The organism is Rhizobium sp. BR 249 (assembly GCF_047445895.1).
GTDB lineage: Bacteria > Pseudomonadota > Alphaproteobacteria > Rhizobiales > Rhizobiaceae > Rhizobium.
This window is the reverse complement of record NZ_JARWKX010000003.1, coordinates 164,436-185,532: the sequence shown is the minus strand read 5'-3', so window position 1 is coordinate 185,532 and position 21,097 is coordinate 164,436. Positions and strand designations below refer to the sequence as shown.

The 21,097-nt window shown below is 62.0% G+C and carries 21 protein-coding genes; 10 read left to right on the top strand and 11 right to left on the bottom strand.

Annotation, left to right across the window (positions count from 1 at the left end; translation table 11 throughout):
* Nucleotides 1–22 precede the first annotated feature (22 nt).
* On the top strand, nucleotides 23–538 hold the full coding sequence (locus QD408_RS04835) for a GNAT family N-acetyltransferase (RefSeq protein WP_414138521.1): 516 nt from the start codon (nucleotides 23–25) through the stop codon (nucleotides 536–538).
* Here QD408_RS04835 and QD408_RS04830 read toward each other — a convergent pair.
* The 7 genes from QD408_RS04830 to QD408_RS04800 all read right to left on the bottom strand — a co-directional run bounded on the left by QD408_RS04830 (nucleotide 519) and on the right by QD408_RS04800 (nucleotide 7,097).
* On the bottom strand, nucleotides 519–1,139 hold the full coding sequence (locus tag QD408_RS04830; protein WP_414138520.1) for a riboflavin synthase: 621 nt from the start codon (nucleotides 1,137–1,139) through the stop codon (nucleotides 519–521). The genes QD408_RS04835 and QD408_RS04830 overlap by 20 nt on opposite strands.
* Nucleotides 1,139–2,272 carry a bifunctional diaminohydroxyphosphoribosylaminopyrimidine deaminase/5-amino-6-(5-phosphoribosylamino)uracil reductase RibD gene (gene ribD / locus QD408_RS04825; protein WP_414138519.1) on the bottom strand — a complete coding sequence of 378 codons (1,134 nt, stop codon included), beginning with the start codon at nucleotides 2,270–2,272 and terminating at the stop codon, nucleotides 1,139–1,141. The genes QD408_RS04830 and ribD overlap by 1 nt, the downstream gene beginning before the upstream one ends.
* A gap of 3 nt (nucleotides 2,273–2,275) precedes the next feature.
* Complete coding sequence (gene nrdR / locus QD408_RS04820) at nucleotides 2,276–2,752, bottom strand: transcriptional regulator NrdR (protein WP_088677088.1); 477 nt, start codon at nucleotides 2,750–2,752, stop codon at nucleotides 2,276–2,278.
* A 9-nt stretch (nucleotides 2,753–2,761) separates the two neighbouring features.
* On the bottom strand, nucleotides 2,762–4,060 hold the full coding sequence (gene glyA, locus QD408_RS04815) for a serine hydroxymethyltransferase (protein WP_414138518.1): 1,299 nt from the start codon (nucleotides 4,058–4,060) through the stop codon (nucleotides 2,762–2,764).
* A gap of 218 nt (nucleotides 4,061–4,278) precedes the next feature.
* Entirely contained in the window at nucleotides 4,279–5,580 is a 1,302-nt protein-coding gene (locus QD408_RS04810; RefSeq protein WP_088682084.1) for a L,D-transpeptidase family protein, read from the bottom strand.
* 434 nt (nucleotides 5,581–6,014) lie between these two features.
* Nucleotides 6,015–6,530 carry a transcriptional regulator LdtR gene (ldtR, locus tag QD408_RS04805; RefSeq protein ID WP_008522155.1) on the bottom strand — a complete coding sequence of 172 codons (516 nt, stop codon included), beginning with the start codon at nucleotides 6,528–6,530 and terminating at the stop codon, nucleotides 6,015–6,017.
* Nucleotides 6,531–6,659: 129 nt separating this feature from the next.
* Nucleotides 6,660–7,097 (bottom strand): DUF6163 family protein, encoded by a 438-nt coding sequence (locus tag QD408_RS04800; protein ID WP_088682098.1) that lies wholly within the window; start codon nucleotides 7,095–7,097, stop codon nucleotides 6,660–6,662.
* Nucleotides 7,098–7,229: 132 nt separating this feature from the next.
* Here QD408_RS04800 and hemB point away from each other — a divergent pair, with 132 nt between their 5' ends.
* From hemB to QD408_RS04770, 6 genes are all read left to right on the top strand, one after another.
* On the top strand, nucleotides 7,230–8,243 hold the full coding sequence (gene hemB / locus QD408_RS04795) for a porphobilinogen synthase (RefSeq protein WP_088682083.1): 1,014 nt from the start codon (nucleotides 7,230–7,232) through the stop codon (nucleotides 8,241–8,243).
* Between the two features lie 73 nt (nucleotides 8,244–8,316).
* Entirely contained in the window at nucleotides 8,317–8,775 is a 459-nt protein-coding gene (locus QD408_RS04790) for an RDD family protein (RefSeq protein WP_414138517.1), read from the top strand.
* Nucleotides 8,776–8,957: 182 nt separating this feature from the next.
* Nucleotides 8,958–9,734 carry an arginyltransferase gene (locus QD408_RS04785; RefSeq protein WP_088682081.1) on the top strand — a complete coding sequence of 259 codons (777 nt, stop codon included), beginning with the start codon at nucleotides 8,958–8,960 and terminating at the stop codon, nucleotides 9,732–9,734.
* Entirely contained in the window at nucleotides 9,735–10,616 is an 882-nt protein-coding gene (locus tag QD408_RS04780; RefSeq protein ID WP_414138516.1) for a DMT family transporter, read from the top strand. It abuts the gene before it with no gap.
* 60 nt (nucleotides 10,617–10,676) lie between these two features.
* A complete protein-coding gene (locus QD408_RS04775) occupies nucleotides 10,677–10,898 on the top strand; it encodes an AbrB/MazE/SpoVT family DNA-binding domain-containing protein (protein ID WP_088682079.1) in 222 nt (73 codons plus the stop codon).
* Complete coding sequence (locus tag QD408_RS04770; protein WP_088682078.1) at nucleotides 10,898–11,287, top strand: type II toxin-antitoxin system death-on-curing family toxin; 390 nt, start codon at nucleotides 10,898–10,900, stop codon at nucleotides 11,285–11,287. The genes QD408_RS04775 and QD408_RS04770 overlap by 1 nt, the downstream gene beginning before the upstream one ends.
* Here the strand turns inward: QD408_RS04770 and QD408_RS04765 are convergent.
* Nucleotides 11,277–11,735, bottom strand: a complete 459-nt coding sequence (locus QD408_RS04765; RefSeq protein ID WP_414138515.1) for an SRPBCC family protein — start codon at nucleotides 11,733–11,735, stop codon at nucleotides 11,277–11,279. The two genes, QD408_RS04770 and QD408_RS04765, sit on opposite strands and share 11 nt — an antisense overlap.
* A 213-nt stretch (nucleotides 11,736–11,948) precedes the next feature.
* On the bottom strand, nucleotides 11,949–14,204 hold the full coding sequence (parC, locus tag QD408_RS04760) for a DNA topoisomerase IV subunit A (protein WP_088682076.1): 2,256 nt from the start codon (nucleotides 14,202–14,204) through the stop codon (nucleotides 11,949–11,951).
* 234 nt (nucleotides 14,205–14,438) lie between these two features.
* On the opposite strand from parC, the gene QD408_RS04755 reads away from it, so the two are divergent.
* Nucleotides 14,439–15,626, top strand: coding sequence for a hypothetical protein (locus tag QD408_RS04755; protein WP_414138514.1), 1,188 nt, complete (start codon nucleotides 14,439–14,441; stop codon nucleotides 15,624–15,626).
* A gap of 56 nt (nucleotides 15,627–15,682) precedes the next feature.
* Here QD408_RS04755 and QD408_RS04750 read toward each other — a convergent pair whose 3' ends face one another.
* Nucleotides 15,683–16,324, bottom strand: a complete 642-nt coding sequence (locus tag QD408_RS04750; RefSeq protein WP_414138513.1) for a TetR/AcrR family transcriptional regulator — start codon at nucleotides 16,322–16,324, stop codon at nucleotides 15,683–15,685.
* Nucleotides 16,325–16,390: 66 nt separating this feature from the next.
* Here QD408_RS04750 and QD408_RS04745 point away from each other — a divergent pair, with 66 nt between their 5' ends.
* Complete coding sequence (locus QD408_RS04745) at nucleotides 16,391–17,560, top strand: serine hydrolase domain-containing protein (RefSeq protein ID WP_414138512.1); 1,170 nt, start codon at nucleotides 16,391–16,393, stop codon at nucleotides 17,558–17,560.
* Nucleotides 17,561–17,627: 67 nt separating this feature from the next.
* Here QD408_RS04745 and aspS read toward each other — a convergent pair whose 3' ends face one another.
* Nucleotides 17,628–19,418 carry an aspartate--tRNA ligase gene (aspS, locus tag QD408_RS04740; protein WP_088682074.1) on the bottom strand — a complete coding sequence of 597 codons (1,791 nt, stop codon included), beginning with the start codon at nucleotides 19,416–19,418 and terminating at the stop codon, nucleotides 17,628–17,630.
* Between the two features lie 249 nt (nucleotides 19,419–19,667).
* Here aspS and QD408_RS04735 point away from each other — a divergent pair, with 249 nt between their 5' ends.
* Entirely contained in the window at nucleotides 19,668–21,059 is a 1,392-nt protein-coding gene (locus tag QD408_RS04735) for a multicopper oxidase family protein (protein ID WP_414138511.1), read from the top strand.
* Nucleotides 21,060–21,097: the final 38 nt, after the last annotated feature.

Here is a 21,097-nt window from a genome sequence, read left to right as displayed (position 1 = left end):
GGTGATTTTCAAAGGATCAGATGTGACCGACATTCCGACACTCGAAACGGAGCGGCTGACGCTTCGCCCCCACAGCCTCGGCGATTTCGAGGCGCATGCGGCGCTATGGGCGGACGAGGATGTCGTTCGCTTCATCACCGGCGCGCCGTCGACGCGCGAGCAGAGCTGGAGCCGCATGCTGCGCATTGCCGGCATGTGGCACCATATGGGCTTCGGCTTTCTCGCGATCGTGGAAAAGCAGAGCGGCCTCTTCATCGGCGAAGCCGGCTTCCTGGAAGCCCGCCGCGAGATGGAGCCCTCGATCGAGGGAACGATGGAGGTCGGCTGGGCGCTGATGCCCTCGGCGCACGGGCGCGGTTACGCCACCGAAGCGCTGGCGGCCCTGATCGGCTGGGCGGATATGCATTTTCCGGGAAAGCCGATGAGCTGCATCATCAGCCCGGAAAACGAGGCGTCGCTCAGGGTCGCAGCCAAACTCGGCTTTCGCCAGACGGCGCGCACGCAGTATAACGGCGAGATCATTCAGTTTTCGCGGTAGGGAATTCGGCCAGCCGGGCGGCATAACGCGCCATGGTATCGACTTCGAAATTGACGAAATCGCCGGCCTTGCGATTGCCCCAGGTGGTGACCTCGAGCGTATGGCGGATGAGCAGGACGTCGAAATCCGTGCCATCGACCGCGTTGACGGTCAGCGAGGTGCCGTCGAGTGCGATCGACCCCTTGGGAGCGACGAATTTCGCCAGATGTTCGGGTGCGCGCAGGCGGTAACGCGTGGCGTCGCCCTCCGATGTCACCGAGAGGATCTCAGCCTTGCCATCGACATGGCCGGATACGATATGGCCGCCGAGTTCATCGCCGATCTTCAGCGACCGTTCCAGATTGATGCGGCTGCCTTCGCGCCAGGTGCCGATCGTCGTCAGCCGCAGCGCCTCTTCCCAGGCTTCCACCTCGAACCAGCGGCCATTGCTGCCTTCCTGCGGCAGGCCGGTCACAGTGAGGCAGATGCCGGAATGGGAGATGGACGCGCCCATATCGATGGTCGAAGGATCATAAGCGGTCGCGACGCGCAGCTTGATGCCTTCCTTCAACGCCGAAACGGATTCGATCGTACCGATATCAGTGACAATTCCGGTGAACATCAATTCTCTCTTTCATATTCGTCCAGGCGATCAGCGCCGTATAGAGACGTGCCCCGATGGGCGAAACCGGATGGTATGTCGGTTGCCCGCAGGGGGGATTCAATACCGCCTTCGCCGATGACGAGAGGCGCCTGATAGAGCTGGATACGGTCGACGAGGCCTGCATCGAGGAAAAGCCGGGCAGTCTTGGCGCCACCCTCGACCAGAAGCGAGGAAATGCCGCGCGTGGCAAGCGCCGGCAGCAGGACTTCGGGATGGTAGGGATTGCAGTAGACGATTTCGACGCCGGCGGCTTCGAGGGCGGTGCGGCGGGATTGAATGTCGGCGAGGCCGGTGGGTGGGGTACCGTCCGCCTCCGAGCCGAGCGGTGAAATCTCTTCACTCGCCACCACGATGACCGGCACGTCGCGCGCTGTCGCAACCAGCTTGCTCGCCAGCGGCAAGGCCAGATTGGGATCGAGCACGATCCGAACAGGCGAATACGCCTCAAGCCCCGGTGTGCGCACCGTCAGCAGCGGATCGTCCGATATCGCCGTGCCGATGCCGACGAGGATCGCATCGGTTTCGGCACGCAGCGCCTGGACCTGGGCGCGGGCCTCTGGCCCCGTAATCGCCACCTGCCCTGCCCCCTGGCGGCCGATCATGCCGTCGGCGGAAACGGCAAGCTTGAGAGTCACATAGGGACGGTTCTTCGTCTGGCGGGTGAGATAGGCGGCAAGCGAATGCCGGCCCTCCGCCTCCAGCACGCCGGCATCTACCTCGATGCCCGCATCGCGCAGCATGGCGATGCCGCGGCCGGAGACGCGGGGATCGGGATCGGTGACGCTGATGACGACGCGGGCGACGCCATAGGCAATCAAAGCCTCGGCGCAGGGTGGCGTCTTGCCATGATGCGAGCAGGGTTCGAGCGTGACATAGGCCGTTGCGCCGCGGGCAAGCTCGCCGGCTTCCGCGAGCGCCTGCGGCTCGGCATGCGGGCGGCCGCCGAGGGCGGTCACGGCGCGGCCGACGATGGCGCCATCCTTGACGATCAAGCAGCCGACGGAAGGGTTGGTGGCGGTACGGCCGAGATGCTGACGAGACAGACGGATCGCCGCCGCCATGAAACGTTCGTCATGCGGCGTGATGCTCATGGCTCATCCGTCCAGCGGGTCGCGGGCGATCTTGGCGTTGATTTCCGAAATGACTTTCTCGAAATCCTCGGCAAGCGAGAAATCCCGATAGACCGAAGCGTAGCGCACGAAGCCGACATCGTCGAGGCTCTTCATGGCTTCGAGCACCTGAAGACCGATCTGCTCGGAGGAAATCTCGGTCTCGCCGGAGCTTTCAAGCCGGCGGACGATGCCGGAAACGGCGCGCTCGATGCGGTCCCGCTCGACGGGCCGCTTACGCAGCGCCACTTCGAAGGATCGCACCAGCTTTTCGCGGTCGAAAGGCACCTTGCGACCGGTTTTCTTGGTGACCATCAACTCGCGCAACTGCACGCGCTCGAAGGTGGTGAAACGGCCGCCGCAATCCGGACAGATGCGCCGCCGGCGGATGGACGTATTGTCCTCCGCCGGACGCGAATCCTTGACCTGGGTATCTTCCGAACCGCAATAGGGGCAGCGCATCCCTACTCCTTACCCCATGTAACCATACATGGGGAAGCGGTCCGTGAGGTTGACCACCTTGCCGCGCACGGCGGCTTCGACGGCAGCGTTGCCTTCATCCGAATTGGCGACCTTCAGGCCGTCGAGAACCTCGACGATGAGATTGCCGATTTCGCGGAATTCGGCTTCCTTGAAGCCGCGGGTCGTGCCGGCCGGCGCACCCAGGCGCACGCCCGAGGTGACGAAGGGCTTTTCCGGGTCGAAGGGAATGCCGTTCTTGTTGCAGGTGACGTAGGCGCGGCCGAGCGCTGCCTCGGCGCGCTTGCCGGTGGCGTTCTTCTTGCGCAGGTCGACGAGCATCAGGTGGTTGTCGGTGCCGCCGGAAACGACGTCGAGGCCGCCTGCGATCAGCGTTTCGGCAAGCGCACGGGCGTTCTTGACGATCTGGGCGGCGTAGTCCTTGAATTCCGGCTGCAGCGCCTCGCCGAAGGCGACGGCCTTGGCAGCGATGATGTGCATCAGCGGACCGCCCTGCAGGCCGGGGAAGACAGCCGAATTGAACTTCTTGGCCAGATCCTCTTCATTGGTGAGGATGACGCCGCCGCGCGGGCCGCGCAGCGACTTGTGGGTCGTGGTCGTCGCGACATGGCAATGCGGGAACGGCGACGGATGCTGACCACCGGCGACGAGACCGGCGATGTGGGCCATGTCGACCATCAGATAGGCGCCGACGCTGTCGGCGATCTCGCGGAAGCGCTTCCAGTCCCAGATACGGGAATAGGCGGTGCCGCCGGCGATGATCAGCTTCGGCTTGTGCTCTTCGGCCTTGCGGGCAACGTCATCCATGTCGAGCAGGTTGTCGCCTTCGCGCACGCCGTAGGAAACGACGTTGAACCACTTGCCGGACATGTTGACCGGCGAACCGTGCGTGAGATGGCCGCCCGAATTCAGGTCGAGACCCATGAAGGTGTCGCCGGGCTGGAGCAGCGCCAGGAACACGGCCTGGTTCATCTGCGAGCCGGAATTCGGCTGGACGTTGGCGAAATTAACGCCGAACAGCTTCTTGGCGCGCTCGATCGCCAGCTCCTCGGCGATATCGACGAACTGGCAGCCGCCGTAATAACGCTTGCCGGGATAACCCTCGGCATATTTGTTGGTCATGATGGAGCCCTGGGCTTCCAGCACGGCGCGGGAGACGATGTTCTCGGAAGCGATCAGTTCGATCTCGTGCCGTTGGCGACCGAGTTCCTTTCCGATCGCGCCGAAGATTTCCGGATCGACGTCCGCAAGCGAGCGATTGAAGAAGGATTCGGTGGAAGCATTGGTCATGGGCGGGCTCCTCAACTGGAATGCGCTGAGGTATTAGCCTTCCGCCGGAGCAAGGGCAATACGAAGAACGACATTTGCTGAGCAAACCGCGCGCTCCTGCCATTTTGCGACAGCATGGCACCGATGAATGGCGGCGACATGAACGCAGGGGCCCTCCCGGCATGAAAAAACCGCGCCCGAAGGCGCGGTTCTCAAAATCACGACACTGGGGTCGCCGCTTACTGAACCGGCTGTTCCATGCCGGCCGTGGTGTCGAGCGCGAGTTCGGCATTGCCGTCCATCTGATAGATGTCGTCGCGGAACTGGACGATGCCGTCGGGCATGCCCCAGGCGGAGATATAGACGAAATAGACCGGAACTTCCGTGGCGAGCTTGATCGGCGTGTTGACGCCGCTCGCGATCACCTGCTCCATCTGCTGGCGGTTCCAGCCCGGCGTCTCGCGCAGCAGCCAGGTCGACAGGTCGCGCACGTTCTGAACGCGGACGCAGCCCGACGATTCGAAACGCATGAGCTTGTTGAACAGGCCCTGCTGCGGCGTGTCGTGCATATACTCGCCGTTCTTGTTGTAGAAGTTGATCTTCGTCGAGGCCATGGCGTTGATCTTGCCCGGGTCCTGGCGGAACATCAGGTTCGGCGCTTCGCCGTTCCAGTCGACGGTCTCCGGCGAAACTTCGTTGCCCTTGCCGTCGATCAGGCGGATCGCGTTCTTTTCGAGATAGGTCGGATCCTTGCGCATCAGCGGCATGATGTCCTTCTCGACGATCGAGCGCGGCGCGGTCCAGTACGGGTTGAGGATAACCTCGTAGACCTTGGAATTGACGAGATGTGTCGGGCGGCTGAGACGGCCGACGACCGCGGTATGGCGCGTCGCAACGCTGCCGTCTTCGACGGCCTCGACATAGGCGGCCGGAATGTTGACCATCAGGTGGCGGCGGCCGAGATCTTCCGGGAAGGTCTGCAGGCGCACCAGATTGGTGTTCAGCTGCTGCAGGCGGACATCGGCCGGGATGTTCATCGCCTTCAGCGTGAATTCGCCGAGAACGCCGTCGGACGGCAGGCCGTGGCGCGCCTGGAAGCGCTTGACGGCGCCGTCGACATAGGAATCGAAGGCGTTCGACATGCCGGCCTCGCGCGGCAGGTCGCCGGTGATCGCGAGACGCTGGCGCAGCGCCTGGACGGCGGGAGAGGAAACGCCGAGCTGCAGACGCTGGTCGCCGGGATTGACTTCCGGCCAGCCGCCGGCGGCCGCGATCTGCTGATACTGCATGATCGCCTGCTGGGCGCTTGCCACCGATTGGGGACCGAGGATCGGCGTGTTGGAAACGACGGCGGTCGCCGTGCGCGAAGCAGCTTTGGCATCGAACTGGTCGTCCCAGTTGCCGCGGCGCGGCGCGTTGATCAGCGTATCGAGCGCTGACTGCGCCAATGCCGGCGCAGCCATCGCGCTGGCGCCAATCGTTGCCGCGGACGCAAGGAAAGCGCGGCGCGAGAGAGCTTCATTTCCGTTTTTCTTCGACATAGTCCCAACCACTGAATGCCGCTATAAAGGAAGCGCGGCGCTTTGCGATATCACTGCGCCGTAACGCAGATCCCTATCCATTCGTTCTCCCGGCACATCAGAAAAGCCCGCCCGCCGCATCACAAGATTGCGATACGAAAGCCTGAACGTTCCTGGTCCATTGAAAGCGCCGGTTGTCAAACACTCCGCTGCCACACCAATATGGCCAATTCGTGTTGTCAGGCCGAGGGCAGCTGCCGATGGCCGAGTTCATCACGCAACGAACCATATGACGGGGTAAATCGTGCCGGTTAATAACGGCTAAAAAACGGCTTGAATACCGGCCTTTACGCTTGGCCGCCGTGCGTTGCAAAGATGCCACGCGGGTGCAAACGGCAAAACCGGACGCGCAGGGAACGCATCCGGTTTTCAACCCTGAAAGGAGGTCGAGGGTCTTAGAGGCGATACAGGATCTGGTCGTTCCAGAAACGATCGAGCCGCTGGAGCAGCTTGTTCATCTGGGTGAACTCGTCGGTGCCGATGCCGCCGACCTTGTCGATCGAGGCGATGTGGCGTTCGTAGAGTTTGGCGACCGTTTCGGCGATGTCCTGGCCGGTTTCGGTCAGGCTGATGCGGACCGAGCGGCGGTCGATGCGCGAGCGCTGGTGGTTGATGAAGCCGAGGTCGACCAGCTTCTTGACGTTGTAGGAAACGTTGGAGCCGAGATAGTAGCCCCGCGAGCGCAGCTCGCCGGCGGTCAGCTCGGAATTGCCGATGTTGAAAAGGAGCAGCGCCTGGATGGCGTTGACATCGCTGCGGCCCTGACGGTCGAACTCGTCCTTGATGACATCGAGAAGACGGCGATGAAGACGTTCGACAAGATGAAGGGATTCCATGTAAAGATCACGGATGCCCTGATCCTGCTGGTCACGGAAGTTGGATACCGCCTGCGGCTTGATTTTCGTGTTCATTTGACTGCCTCACTGTTTTGTTTGGCGGTGTCGTTTTCTTCCCGCCTTGAGTGAGACCCTATCGAATACATATAAAATTCGACTTAAACCGCAGGCTTAATGGAGCCTTACCGGAAACCCCACGTTGTCTCAGGGTAAATCAACGCTTACCTGGCGGCGGTGCCGGCGCTTTTCCAGCCAGAGCAGAAGGCGGAAAATCCAGTAGACGACGGCGACCATGCCATGCAGCAGGATGATCAGCTGGTTGGCGCCGAAAATCTCGGGCAGCAGCCCGTGCATCACGATCTGGCCTCCGGCCGCCAGCACCCAGATGACGGGCCCCCAGGAGACGGTCAGCCAAAGCCCGAGGGAAGCGACGGGGAACAGCACGGCAAGGCTGATGCTCGCCACCTTCCACGGCAGGCTCAAAAGATCGAAGCGGCCGGTGCCGACCAGCGAATAACCGACGAGCATCGCCCAGTATTGCAGCCCGAACCAGAAGCAGGAGACGGCGACCAGCCTGAGGAAGAGAATAAAGAGAAGATCCGCCAGCGTGCGTTTCGGTATCGTCGGGGAGTCGGTTTCCATAAGCGCAAACATCTGTTCGGGGTTGCATCGTTACAAGCAGTTTTTCCGCCGCGGCCAATCGTCCGGTTTGGATTTTCCGGGCGCCATGATAATGAGCGCTCCGATAAATGGAATGGGCTGGGGATAGATATCATGCAGGACAAGACGCATCTCGTCGACGAAATCACCGGCCACCGCCGCATGCGGCGCAACCGCAAGGCGGACTGGACGCGCCGTCTCGTACAGGAAAACCGGCTGACGGTCGACGACCTGATCTGGCCGATCTTCATCGTACCGGGCTCCGGCATCGTCGATCCGATCCCGGCCATGCCGGGCGTCAACCGCATGAGCATCGACAAAGCCGTCGAAGCCGCAAAGGAAGCCGCCGGCCTCGGCATTCCGGCGCTCGCGACCTTTCCGAACATCGAGATGGAACTGCGCGACGAGACCGGTTCCAACAGCCTCGAAGCCAACAACCTGATCAACCAGGCGACGGCGGCGATCAAGAAGGCCGTGCCTAATATCGGCATCATCACCGACGTCGCGCTCGATCCCTTCACCAGCCATGGCCATGACGGCATCCTGAGAGACGGCGAGATCGTCAATGACGAGACGGTCGACCAAGTGGCGCGCGCCGCCGTGATGCAGGCCGATGCCGGCGCAGACATCATCGCGCCGTCGGAAATGATGGACGGACGCATCGGCGTGATCCGCATGGCGCTCGATGCCGCCGGCCACCAGAGCGTCGGCATCATGAGCTATGCGACGAAATTCGCTTCTGCTTTCTACGGCCCCTATCGCGAGGCGATCTCGACCGGCGGGCTGCTGAAAGGCGACAAGAAGACCTATTATATCGACCCGGCCAACGGCACCGAAGCAATCCGCGACGCCGCACTCGACGTCGAGGAAGGCGCCGACATGCTGATGGTCAAGCCCGGCCTGCCCTATCTCGACATCTGCTGGCGCATGAAGGAGGCCTTCGGCCTGCCGACCTTCGCCTATCAGGTTTCAGGCGAATACACGCAGATCAAGGCGGCGGCGATGAACGGCTGGATCGACGGCGAACGGGCGATGCTCGAAACGCTGCTGTCGTTCAAGCGGGCGGGATGCGACGGCATTCTCACCTATTTCGCGGTCGAGGTGGCGAAAATTCTCAGCAAACGGTGAGTATGAGGCGAATTATTGTATTTCGTCCCGCCGATACCATATCAGCGGCATCGCTTTTCCTGAGGAGATTGAGATGAGCTACAACCCCAACCCGCTTTATGCCGCACCGGAGGACTGGCGCGCCTATAGCGGCGTGTTGAGCCGCCGCGTCCTCGCCTTCATCCTCGATTACGTCATCGTGGCGCTGCTCTGGATTCCGGCCGCTGTCGTGCTGTTCTTCCTGTCGATCCTCACGCTCGGCCTCGGCTTCCTGCTTTACCCTGCCCTCTTCGTCATCGTCGCCGGCATTTATTTCGGCCTGACCGTGGGCGGATCGAGCCAGGCCTCGCTCGGCATGCGCGCGATGGGAATCGCGATCGTGCGCGTCGACGGCCGGCCGATGGATTTCCTGACGGCGATCGTGCATCTGGCGCTGTTCTGGATCCTCAACTCGGTGCTGACGCCGCTCATCCTGCTTGCCGGCCTGTTTATCGAGCGCAGCCGTCTCATCCACGACCTGCTGGTCGGCACCGTGACGGTGCGCACGGCCTGAGACCATCGGGCGGAGACGAAATAAAGTCTCCGCCTTCCCTTTGCCGGGTGTTGCAGGCGCTCCATATCTAAAATTAGAAGACTGAAATGAAGGGCAGGAACCGCCCCGCTGTTGACGTTTTCTATTCTTAGGTCATGCTGTCAGAAAACGGCACTGTCTCGACAAGGAAACTTCCGCGACAAATGAATACGCAGACGACGCCATCCCCGCAGTTTTATCTGACGGCTCCGGCTGCATGTCCGTATCTGCCGCATGAGATGGAGCGCAAGGTGTTCACCCATCTCGTCGGTCCGCGCGCCGCCGAGATGAACGACATCCTGACACAGGGCGGTTTCCGCCGTTCGCAGAACATCGCCTACCGCCCGGCCTGCGAATCCTGCCGGGCCTGCGTTTCCGTGCGAATCCTCGCCCAGGAATTCGAGCCGACGAAATCGATGAAGCGGGTGCTTGCCGCCAATTCCGACGTCATCGCCACCGAATTTGCGGCCCAGCCTTCCAGCGAGCAATATTCGCTCTTCCGACGCTATCTCGATTTCCGCCACCAGCAGGGCGGCATGTCCGACATGACCGTCCTCGACTATGCGATCATGGTGGAAGACACGCATGTGAACACCCGAATCGTCGAATACCGCCGGCGCGAGGAAGGCTCCGGGCTGGAAGAGCGGCCGAAGGGCGAACTGCTTGCCGCCGCGCTGACCGACACGATGAGCGACGGGCTGTCGATGGTCTATTCCTATTTCAATCCGGGGCTCGAGCGGCGTTCGCTCGGCACCTTCATGATTCTCGACCATGTCAGGCGCACGAAAGCGCTCGGCCTGCCGCATGTCTATCTCGGCTATTGGGTTCAAGGGTCGCGGAAAATGGACTACAAGACACGCTTCCAGCCGCAGGAGCATCTGACCCCGCGCGGCTGGGAACGTTTCGACCCCTCCACCATGCCCGAAAGCACCCACGACTGAATGTTACCTTCCGCTCGTTCCGATCACAGGAAGGGCTTGCTGCTGACGGCGATCGGCGGCCTGGCGCTTTCGATGGATATCCCGCTCGTCCGCCTTGGCGACGGCGACATCTGGTCGGTTCTCGGAATGCGAAGTGCGGCAACGGTTCTTGCCACGCTCGTCATCCTTGGAACGATTCGCCTTGCTTCCGGCAAATGGCCGGTCCTGGTTCCGGGGCGACCGGGCCTGCTCGCCGGTCTGCTCTACGGCATCTCCTCCCTCACCTTCGTGCTGGCCGTCTTCAATACGACCACAGCCAATGTCGTCTTCATCGTCGCCTTCAACCCGATGTTCGGGGCGCTTCTTTCCTGGATTTTCCTCAAGGAGAAGCCGCAGGCCGCAACGCTGATCGCCATGCTGTTCATGATATCAGGCGTCGGACTGATCGTCAGCGAAGGGCTTTCCAGCGGCCATTTTTTTGGCGACGCCATGGCGCTTCTCAGCGCCCTCATTCTTGCCGCGGCCATCACGGTCGGGCGCGCCTCGCGCCAGGAAATGGGCTTCGTGCCGCTGCTCGCCGCCATTCTGCCGGCCGCGCTCGGTCTCGCGCAAGCGCTGCCCTCCGGCTTTTCCATCGCCCATCCCGGCTGGATCCTCTTCAACGGCGCCATCATGATGCCCGTTGCCTTCTGGTGCCTTGCGACCGGGCCGCGCTATCTCTCCGCGCCCGAGGTCGGCATGTTCTATCTCCTGGAAACGGTGCTCGCGCCGATCTGGGTCTGGCTGATCTTTGCCGAAACGCCGGCGACGATGACACTCCTCGGCGGCGGCATCCTGGTGGCCGCGATCGCCGGACATTGCTTCTGGATGGTGCGAGGAAAGAGCATCAGGCAACAGGCATGACGCGACGTTGTCGCCTGCCCGGCGCCATGTTATAATGGCGTTATCACAGAGGATAGAGCGATGAACGTCACGATCCGCAAGATCGGAAACTCCGAGGGTGTCATCATTCCCAAAGAGGTGCTGGATCGCCTTGGATTAAAAGCAGGCGACTCGCTGGAATTGCAAATGGAAAACGGCGGCATCAATTTGAAACCGGCCGATGAGGATTTGTCCCGTCAGCTTGAGGCGGCGCGCTATTTCATGGACAAATATAAGGTTGCCCTGAAGAAGCTGGCCGAATAATGGCCTTGAAATTCCTGACAAGGCCATTGGTGGAGAGCCTGCAGACGATGCAGATCGAGCGATTCGGCGGGCTTGCCGGACTGCGTGACGAAGGCGCGCTGGAATCCGCTCTCGGCCGGCCGATGCATAAAGCCCATTACGGCTGCGAAGACGTCATAGAACTCGCCGCCGCCTATCTTTTCGGCCTTGCCCGCAACCACGCATTCGTCGACGGCAACAAGCGCATCGCGATCGTCACCGCCGGCGTATTCCTTCTCGAAAATGGCTACGAGATAGAAACCACCGACGCCAATCTCTACGCTTTCGTCCTTGCCGTCGCCGCCGGCGAGATCGACGAGGAAGGCGCGACCCGCTTCCTTCGGGATTTCAGCGTTCCGCTCAACCCGTAGCCTTCAACTGCTGCTGTTCCAACTCCCTGCCGAGCCCTTCGATGACATGCGCCCAGCCCCGCCGGGTCTTTTCCTCGTGTTCGGCCCACTCGGCGCACATTTCATGGGTCAGCGTCAGGCGGCTGCCGCCGCCGAGAGGCTCGATGTCGATCTCGACACGGTCGCAATTGTGGTCGTGGTCTTCGACCGAGAAGCTGAAGACCATGTGCCGAGGGCGCTTCAATTCCAGAAAGACACCCTGATGGAAAGCATCTCCCGTCGGGCGGCGATCGACGATGAAGAAACGGCCGCCGACATGCGGATCAATCTCGGCACGGATGACATGACCGTCATCGGTCGCAAACAGGAAGCGCCGGGCGATTTCGGGGTTGAGCCAGGCGTCATAGACGACAGCGGGCGGCGCCTTGTAGGTGTGGCTGACATGCAGTTTTATGGTGCTGGCGGGCATCTTTTTTCCTCCGGTAAGGGCACGCGCGCCTTCCCCAGGCGCACGAGCCACAGCCGTTCCGTCCGCCCACGCAACCGGCCTTCTCTTATTTTTGGTAACAGCAATGAGATAGAGAAGTTCCCGCATCCGCCAAGAGCCGGGCGCGGAATTTACTTCTGCAGCAAATCAAAGCGTTACAGCCCGCACCTAAATTGAGCGCGGCGCTGTAAAAGCTCAGCCCGCGAATTTACCGCTGCGCGGGAAGCCCTTCGGCACAGTGCGGCCGGCGGTGGCGCGGTCGGCAAGCCATTCGGCGAGCTCGTCCTTGTTCTTCGTGAAGGTGCGGCCGGCGCTGTCTTCCCAGACGAGGCCATCCGATATTGCGAAGCATCGGACGTCGGAAATGCCGCCATCCTTGTAACGCTGCAGGCGCACACCCTTGCCGCGTGACATTTCCGGCACCTGCACCAGCGGGAAGACCAGCAGCTTGCGGTTTTCGCCGACTACGGCGACATGATCGCCGCTGACGGGCACGAGCAGTTGCGTTTCCTCGGGCAGCGCGACGTTCATGATCTGCTTGCCCTTGCGCGTATTGGCGACCAGCTCGGCTTCGGGAACGACGAAGCCGTTGCCGGCCGTGGAAACGATCAGTTGCTTGCGCGAGGGGTCGTGGACGAAAGCGGTCAACACCGCCTGGTCGTTGTCCATGTCGACCATGATGCGCAGCGGCTCGCCATGGCCGCGGCCACCCGGCAGCTTGTCGCCGCCGAGCGTGAAGGCCTTGCCGCCTGTGGTGACGATCAGGATCTTGTCCGTCGTCTGCGCCGGGAAGGCCACCTTCAGGCCGTCGCCTTCCTTGAAGGTCAGCGTCGCCGTATCGGCGATGTGGCCCTTCAGCGCGCGGATCCAGCCCTTTTCGGAAATGACGACGGTGATCGGTTCCTTCTCGATCATCGCCTGCTGGATCGCTTCCTCGTCGGCTTCGGGCGCATCGGCGAACTGGGTACGGCGGCGGCCAACCTCGGTCGCCTTGGCGAATTTCTTCTTTACCTCGCCAATTTCCCAGGCAACCGTCTGCCACTGCTTGTCGTCGGAGGCGAGCAACGCCTCGATCTCGCCCTTTTCCTTTGTGAGCTCGTCGAATTCCTTGCGGATCTCGAATTCTTCCAGCTTGCGCAGGGCGCGCAGCCGCATGTTGAGGATCGCCTCGACCTGATTGTCGGTCAGATCCCATCGCGCCATCATGACGGGCTTCGGCTCGTCTTCCTCGCGGATGATGCGGATCACCTCGTCGATGTTGAGGTAGGCGATCAGAAGACCGCCGAGGATCTCGAGACGCCTGTCGATCGCCGCCAGGCGGAATCGCGAGCGGCGCTGCAGCACCTCGCGGCGATGATCCAGCCACTCCTTCAGCACTTCGTTCAGCGCCATGACCCTGGGAATGCGGCCCATGGACAGGACGTTCATGTTCAGCGGGAAGCGGCTTTCGAGTTCCGTCAGCTTGAACATCGATTCCATCAGGATCGTCGGATCGACGGTGCGGCTCTTCGGCACCAGGACGATGCGGATGTCCTCGGCCGATTCATCGCGGATGTCTTCCAACAGCGGCAGCTTACGGGCGATCAGCAGTTCGGCAATCTTCTCGATCAGGCGTGATTTCTGTACCTGGAAGGGAATTTCGGTGACGACGATCTGGTAGCCGCCGCGGCCGAGATCCTCGGTCTGCCACTTCGCCCGCACGCGAAAGCCGCCGCGGCCGGTGCGGTAGCTCTCGATGATGCTGTCGCGGTTGTCGATGATGATGCCGCCGGTGGGGAAATCCGGGCCGGGAATGAATTCGACGAGCTTTTCGACGGTGGCATCCGGATGTTTGATCAGATGCAGGGCGGCGTCGCAAAGCTCATGGACATTGTGCGACGGGATCGATGTCGCCATGCCGACGGCGATGCCGGACGAACCGTTGGCAAGCAGGTTCGGGAAGGCGCCGGGAAGGACGACCGGTTCGGAATTCGACTCATCGTAGGTGTCACGGAAATCGACGGCATCCTGGTCGATGCCTTCGAGCAGCAGTTCGGAAACCGCCGTCATCTTCGATTCGGTGTAACGCATGGCGGCGGGGCTATCGCCGTCGATATTGCCGAAATTGCCCTGGCCATTGACCAGCGTATAGCGCTGCGAGAAATCCTGGGCGAGACGGGCAAGCGCGTCGTAGATCGACTGGTCGCCGTGTGGATGGTAGTTACCCATCACTTCGCCGACGATCTTGGCGCATTTCCTGAAGGCCGCGGTCGGCCGCAGGCCCATGTCGTGCATCGCATAGACGATACGGCGGTGGACGGGTTTCAGCCCGTCGCGCACGTCAGGCAGGGCGCGATGCATGATGGTCGACAGCGCATAGGCGAGGTAACGCTGCTCGAGCGCCGCCTTGAGGTCGACCGGTTGAATATTGTCGTCGTCTCCGCCCGAGGGCGGCAAAATCTCTTGTCCCATGGGTCCTGACTAGCTCAGAAGAGCCCGGCGGGCAAGGAATCCGGCCCATTGCAGCTGTGGATGAAGTCTTCCGGCCGACATCAAAGGATGAGACAAGCTCATCGCGGCAATTTGGATTTCGTTTGCCCTTCCCTTCAACAAAAAATTAGTGGGCCGCAATATAAAGCAGGCCCAATCCGTAGTAGCGTAACTGCAGATTTCCAAACCGCCACACGCCACAAGAGGAATCACCCCATGAATTTTTACCGGACAACGCGGCTGATGCTGTCGGGCGCAGCCTTTTTCTCGCTCACCGGCTCGGCTTTCGCTCTCGACGGCGCCGATCTGCTGAAGAAGCTCAATGCTGCCTATGAAGCACAGGGCGGAACGATCTCGGCTGATGGCGTCGATATCGACGGCACGACCGTTGTCTTGAAGAATGTCAGCGTAAAACCGACCGGCGGCGAGAGCCTTGCCATCGGCGAAGTCACCCTTTCCGGCGTCGAGGAAGACGAGGATGGCGGCTACTACATCGAAGAAGCCGCCTTCCCCGACATCAACACGACGAAAGAAGGCGTCACGGTGACCGCGCAGGAATTGACGCTCGGCGGCATTTCCGTTCCGGCGACGCCGGGCGGCGACTCGCTCGACACCATGATGCTCTATGAAACCGCCCATACCGGGCCGCTGAAGGTGGTCAAGGATGGTGCGGAAGTCTTCTCCGTGCTCCAGAGCGACATGAATCTGACGCTGCGCGAAGATGAATCCGGCTTCGATTTCGACGGCGCCTTCAAGAGCATGAAGGCCGATCTCAGCAAGGCCGAAGATCCGCAGAGCAAGGATGCGATCGAGAAGCTCGCCCTGCAGCACATCCAGGGCGACATCACCATGAAGGGCGCCTGGGAACTCGCGCCGGGCACGATCGACATTTCGGAATTCGCCTTCGACTTCACCAACGTCGGCAAGCTGAACCTTGGCTTCAAAATCTCGGGCTACACGATGGCCTTCATCAAGTCGATGCAGGATGCGATGAAGGAATCCGAAGCCAACCCGAACAAGGAACAGTCGCAGCAGGCGCTCGGCCTCGCCATGCTCGGTCTGATGCAGCAACTGTCTTTCGAGGGCGCAAAGGTGCGCTTCGAAGATGCCTCTATCACCAAGCGCGCGCTCGACTATGCCGGTTCGCAGCAGAATATGTCCGGCAAGCAGATGGCGGATTCGCTGAAGGCGATGACGCCGATCATGCTGGCCCAGCTGAATATCCCGGAGCTGCAGAATGCCGTTTCGGCCGCCGTCAACACCTTCCTCGACGACCCGAAGAGCCTGACGGTCAGCGCCGCGCCTGAAAAGCCGGTGCCCTTCCCGACGATCGTCGGCGCCGCTATGGGCGCTCCGAACACGCTGCCGCAGGTGCTCGGCGTCAAGGTTACGGCCAACGACTGATCGGCCTTTTTCACGGATAAGGGGCTCGGCAGTTCCGCTGCCGAGCCTTTTCTTTTTCAGGCACGATGGCGGGCAACTTCGGCGATGGCCAGCGCTGCGATATCGAGCAAATCCTCATATGAGGCCCCATCCCTCGCCTGCACCGACATTCCCTGGACGATAGCGGCGAGGAATCGTGCCAGTGCGCGAGCGTTGGTCCCGGCCTTGATATCGCCTTCGCGGATGCCGCGCTCGATCCTTGCTGCGAAGATGTTCAGCGACTGACGGCGCAGCGCCGCGACATGATTGGCAACGGCGTCGTTCTCGCTGGCGCAGTTCAGCACCGCTGTCGAGATCATGCAGCCTTTCGGATGCTCCGGCGCCGAAAAGATTGCGGCCGAACCCCGCAATATACGCTCGAAGACAGAGACGGTATCGATCGGCTCGACGAGCGCCGAAAACGTGTTCGCGCCCAGCGTTCGGTATTGTTGCAGCGCCTCACGATAGAGATCGGCCTTCGAGTTGAAGGCGGCATAGAGGCTTTGCGGCGTGATGCCCATGGCGGCGGTGAGATCGGCTATCGAGGCGCCCTCGTATCCGTGCGCCCAGAAGGTCTCGCGGGCCGCTGCCAGGACCGTCTCGCGGTCGAAGGCGGGTGGGCGGCCGCGGCGGCGGGCAGGAGGATTTTTCACGTCATCGCTATTTTTCACAATGATCACTCTAGAAATTCAAGACGGCTTGCTATATTCAGGAACGGTCATTGTGATTATAGAAGGTTTAATCTGATGAGTCTTCCCCTCGAAAAGGCAGAGGCCGCCAGGCATTCATCCCTTGCCGCGGCGGTCGACGCGGCAATCACAAGCGCGCTCGACGACAAGCGGCTGGTCGGAGCTGTGGTGCTCGTCGCCCGCGACGGAGAAATCGTCCATCGCCGCGCCGCCGGCCTTGCCGATCGCGAAAATGACGTGGCGATGCGCGAGGACACTATCTTCAGGCTCGCCTCCATCACCAAGCCGATCGTCACCATCGCCGCGATGCGGCTCATCGAACAGGCAAGAATCGGGCTCGACGACGCGGTGACGCGATGGCTGCCGGACTTCCGGCCGAGGCTGCCCGACGGCGGCGAAGCAACCATTCGCATCCGCCATCTGCTGACCCATACTTCCGGCCTGGGTTACCGCTTCTCCGAAGAGGATGGCGGCCCCTATATCAGCGCCGGCGTTTCCGACGGCCTCGACCAGCCGGGACTGCCGCTGGCCGAGAACCTGCGGCGGATTGCAAGCGCACCGCTGCGCTTCGCGCCGGGCAGCGACTGGCAATATTCCGTCGCCCTGGATGTTCTCGGTGGCGTCATCGAGGCGGAAACCGGCCTGCCGCTGGGCGAGGCCGTTGCCGGGCTGGTGACGAGGCCGCTCGGACTTGTCGACACCGCGTTTTCGGTTCGCGACCGCAATCGGCTTGCGGCGGCCTATATGAACGCTTCACAGGAACCGGAGCTGATGGGCGAGGAAGCGGAGGTGACGGCGCTTATGGGCTCCATCCGCTTCGCGCCGAACCGCATCTTCGATCCGGCCTCCTACCATTCAGGCGGCGCCGGCATGGCGGGAACGGCGGGTGACATCCTGGCCATCCTCGAAACCATCCGCAAGGGCGGCGCGCCGCTGCTCTCGAGCGAGACCGTACGGATGATGATGACGGACCAGGCTGGCGGCCACCGCCAGCAATACGAACCCGGCTCCGGCTTTGGCTTCGGGTGGTCCGTCATCACAGACCCGGTCGAGGCAGGCGTCCCCTTCCCCGCCGGCACGCTGAAATGGGGCGGTGTCTACGGCCATAGCTGGTTCATCGACCCGGTCAACGGACTGACGGTCGTTGCGCTGACGAACACGACGCTCGAAGGCATGTGGGGCAAGTTCACAGTCGATCTTCGCGAGGCGATCTACGCGGCATTGTGAGCGACCGAAATAGCAAAAGCCCGGCGACAACCATCGCCGGGCTTTTGCATTCGGGCTGAGAGAACCATCAGTCCTTTTTCACCGGCGGGATCGGCCGGATCGCAAGTTCGCGCAGCTGCGTCGGCGTTGCCGGGCTCGGCGCGCCCATCAGCAGGTCCTGCGCCTGCTGGTTCATCGGGAAGAGCGAGATTTCGCGCAGGTTCTTGGCGCCGACGAGCAGCATGATGATGCGGTCGATACCGAAGGCGGCGCCGCCATGCGGGGGCGCGCCGTACTGGAAGGCGCGGTAGAGGCCGCCGAAACGGTCCTCGACGTCCTGCTGGCTGAGCCCCACCTTCTCGAAGGCGGCAACCATGGTTTCCGGCGACTGGTTACGGATCGAACCGGAAGCGATTTCGAAGCCGTTGCAGACGGCGTCATACTGGAAAGCCTTGATCGTCAAGGGATCCTGGTTCTGCAGTGCTTCGAGGCCGCCCTGCGGCATCGAGAACGGGTTGTGGGCGAAGTCGACCTTCTTCTCCTCTTCGCTCCATTCGAAGAAGGGGAAGTCGACGATCCAGCACAGCTCGAAGCGGTCGCGGTCGACGAGGTTGAGTTCTTCACCCGCCTTGGTGCGAGCCTCGCCCGCAAACTTGTAGAACTTTTCCGGTTCGCCGGCCACGAAGAAGCAGGCGTCGCCGTCATCGAGGCCGAGCTGGGTGCGGATCGCGTCGGTGCGCTCCTCGCCGATGTTCTTGGCAAGCGGTCCGGCGCCTTCGAGCTTTTCGCCTTCCTTGCGCCAGAAGATGTAGCCGAGGCCGGGCTGACCCTGGCTCTGCGCCCAGGCGTTCATCCGGTCGCAGAAAGCGCGCGAGCCGCCGGTCTTTGCCGGGATCGCCCAGACCTGAACCTTCGGGTTGGAGGCGATCATGCCGGCGAAGACCTTGAAGCCGGAGCCGGCGAAATGTTCGGTCACCGCTTCCATGACGATCGGGTTGCGCAGATCAGGCTTGTCGGAGCCGTATTTGCGGATCGCCTCGTCATAGGGGATGCGCGGCCATTCCTTGGTGACCGGCTTGCCTTCGGCGAACTCCTCGAACACCTTGGTGATCAGCGGGCCCATCGTGTTCCAGACATCTTCCTGGGTCACGAAGCTCATTTCGAGGTCGAGCTGGTAGAATTCGCCCGGCAGGCGGTCGGCGCGCGGGTCCTCGTCGCGGAAGCACGGCGCGATCTGGAAATAGCGGTCGAAGCCAGCGACCATCAAGAGCTGCTTATACTGCTGCGGCGCCTGCGGCAGGGCATAGAAGGTGCCGGGATGGATACGGGAAGGCACGAGGAAGTCGCGCGCGCCTTCCGGCGAGGAGGCCGTCAGGATCGGTGTCGTATATTCGGTGAAACCCGCGCCGCCCATTTCACGGCGCATGGCCGAAATCACCTGGGTGCGCTTGACGATGTTCTTGTGCAGGGTCTCGCGGCGAAGATCGAGGAAGCGATATTTGAGGCGGACGTCTTCCGGATATTCCGGCTCGCCGAAGACCGGCAGCGGCAGTTCCTTGGCGGCGGAGAGGACTTCGATCTCCTGGGCGTAGAGCTCGATCTCGCCGGTCGCCATGGTCTTGTTGACGGTGTCTTCGGTGCGGGCCTTGACGAGGCCGTCGATGCGGATGACCCATTCGCCGCGCACGGTTTCGGCCATCTTGAAGGCCGGGCTGTCGGGATCGGCGACGACCTGGGTGATGCCGTAATGGTCGCGAAGGTCGATGAAGAGAACGCCGCCATGGTCGCGAACGCGGTGGACCCAGCCGGCGATGCGGACGGTCGAGCCGACATCCGTCTTGCGGAGGGCGGCGCATGTGTGGCTGCGGTAGCGATGCATGATCTCAAATCCTGGATGTGCTGAGACGGCTGCAAGGGCTCCAAGACCCTCAAGCGCCGACAAGAAAATCGGGCGGAAAAGCGCATGGACGCTCCGATTTGTCAAGGCTTGGCACGCGCAGCCGGGTGTTTGGCACGCCTTTATGGCGAGGCGGCGACGTCAGCACTGCGGCAGTTTGGCCCGCGCCTGCCATATTGATGAAAATGCCGGTCAACTTTAAAAGGACGCATTCTCATCACGGAGCGCCCCATGCCTCTCCTTACCCGCCGCAACCTGCTGAAGGCATCCGCCGTCGCGGGCGCCTATGGTGCCGGCATCGGCATTGCCGGCAAATTCGGTTTTGCCGAGGCAGCCGCGGAGCCGCAACTGCTGACGGCGCTGAAGACCGAGGCCCTGCTGACAGAGGCAGGAGCGACCAGAGACGTGATGAGCTGGGGTCAGGACGGCATGCCGCCTACTCTCCGGATGATCAAGGGGCGGCCCTTTGCGGCGCACCTGGTCAACAAGCTCGACGAGCCGACGACGATCCACTGGCACGGGCTGCGTATCGACAATCGCATGGACGGCGTGCCTTTCGTGACTCAGCCTTACGTCTATACCGGAGACAGCTTCGACTACGCCTTCACGCCGCCCGATGCCGGCACCTTCTGGTATCATCCCCATTGCAATACGCTGACGCAGATGGGGCACGGAATGACGGGCATGATCGTCGTCGAGGACCCGGCCGATCCCGAATTCGACGCGGAGGTGCTGCTGAACCTGCGCGACTGGCGGCTCGGGGGCGATGGGCAATTCATCGCGCCCTTCCGGCCGCGCGATGCGGCGAAGGCCGGCACCTACGGCACGGTGCGCACCGCCAACTGGCATCAAGAGCCGCAATATGATGCGCCGGCCGGCGGGCTCGTGCGGCTGCGTATCGCCGTCACCGACGTGACGCGCATCTTTTCGCTGAAGATGGAAGGCGCCGATGCGACCGTCATCGCCATCGACGGCAATCCGGTGCCGAAGCGCTTCCCTCTCGACCTCTTGCAGATCGGACCCGGTCAGCGGCTCGATCTTGCCGTGCGCATGCCTGATGGAGAAGGCGCCATCGCGACGCTCGAAGACATCCGCGGCACCACGCCGAAGACGATTGCCAGCCTGCGCGCCGTCGGACAGTCGCTGAAGCGCGACATCGGCGATCTCGGACCGCTGGCCGAAAACCCTGTCCCCAAAGCTGATCTTTCCGCTGCGGAAGAGATCCCGCTGGTGCTGAGCGCCACGGCCGAGAATGCCGCCGTCGAGAGCATCTGCGGCACGCTCGGCTACAGTTTCTGGGCCATCAACAAGGTGCCGTGGCCAGGCGACACGCCCGATCCGACCGCGCCGCTCGCGGAATTGAAACTTGGCAAAAGCTATGTCTTCAATCTGGAGAACACCACGCCGCATGCGCATCCGATTCACCTGCACGGCATGAGTTTCACGGTGATTTCCTCGTCGACGCGGGAGGTGATGCCGCTGGTCTCCGATACCTATCTCGTCCAGCCCGACGAGAAAGTGCAGCTCGCCTTCGTCGCCGACAATCCTGGCGACTGGGTGCTGCATTGCCATATCATCGAACACCAAAAGACGGGCATGACGAGCTATGTGAGAGTGAGCTGAGGCTCAGCTTTGCCACAGTTTGGTCGTGATTCTTAGCC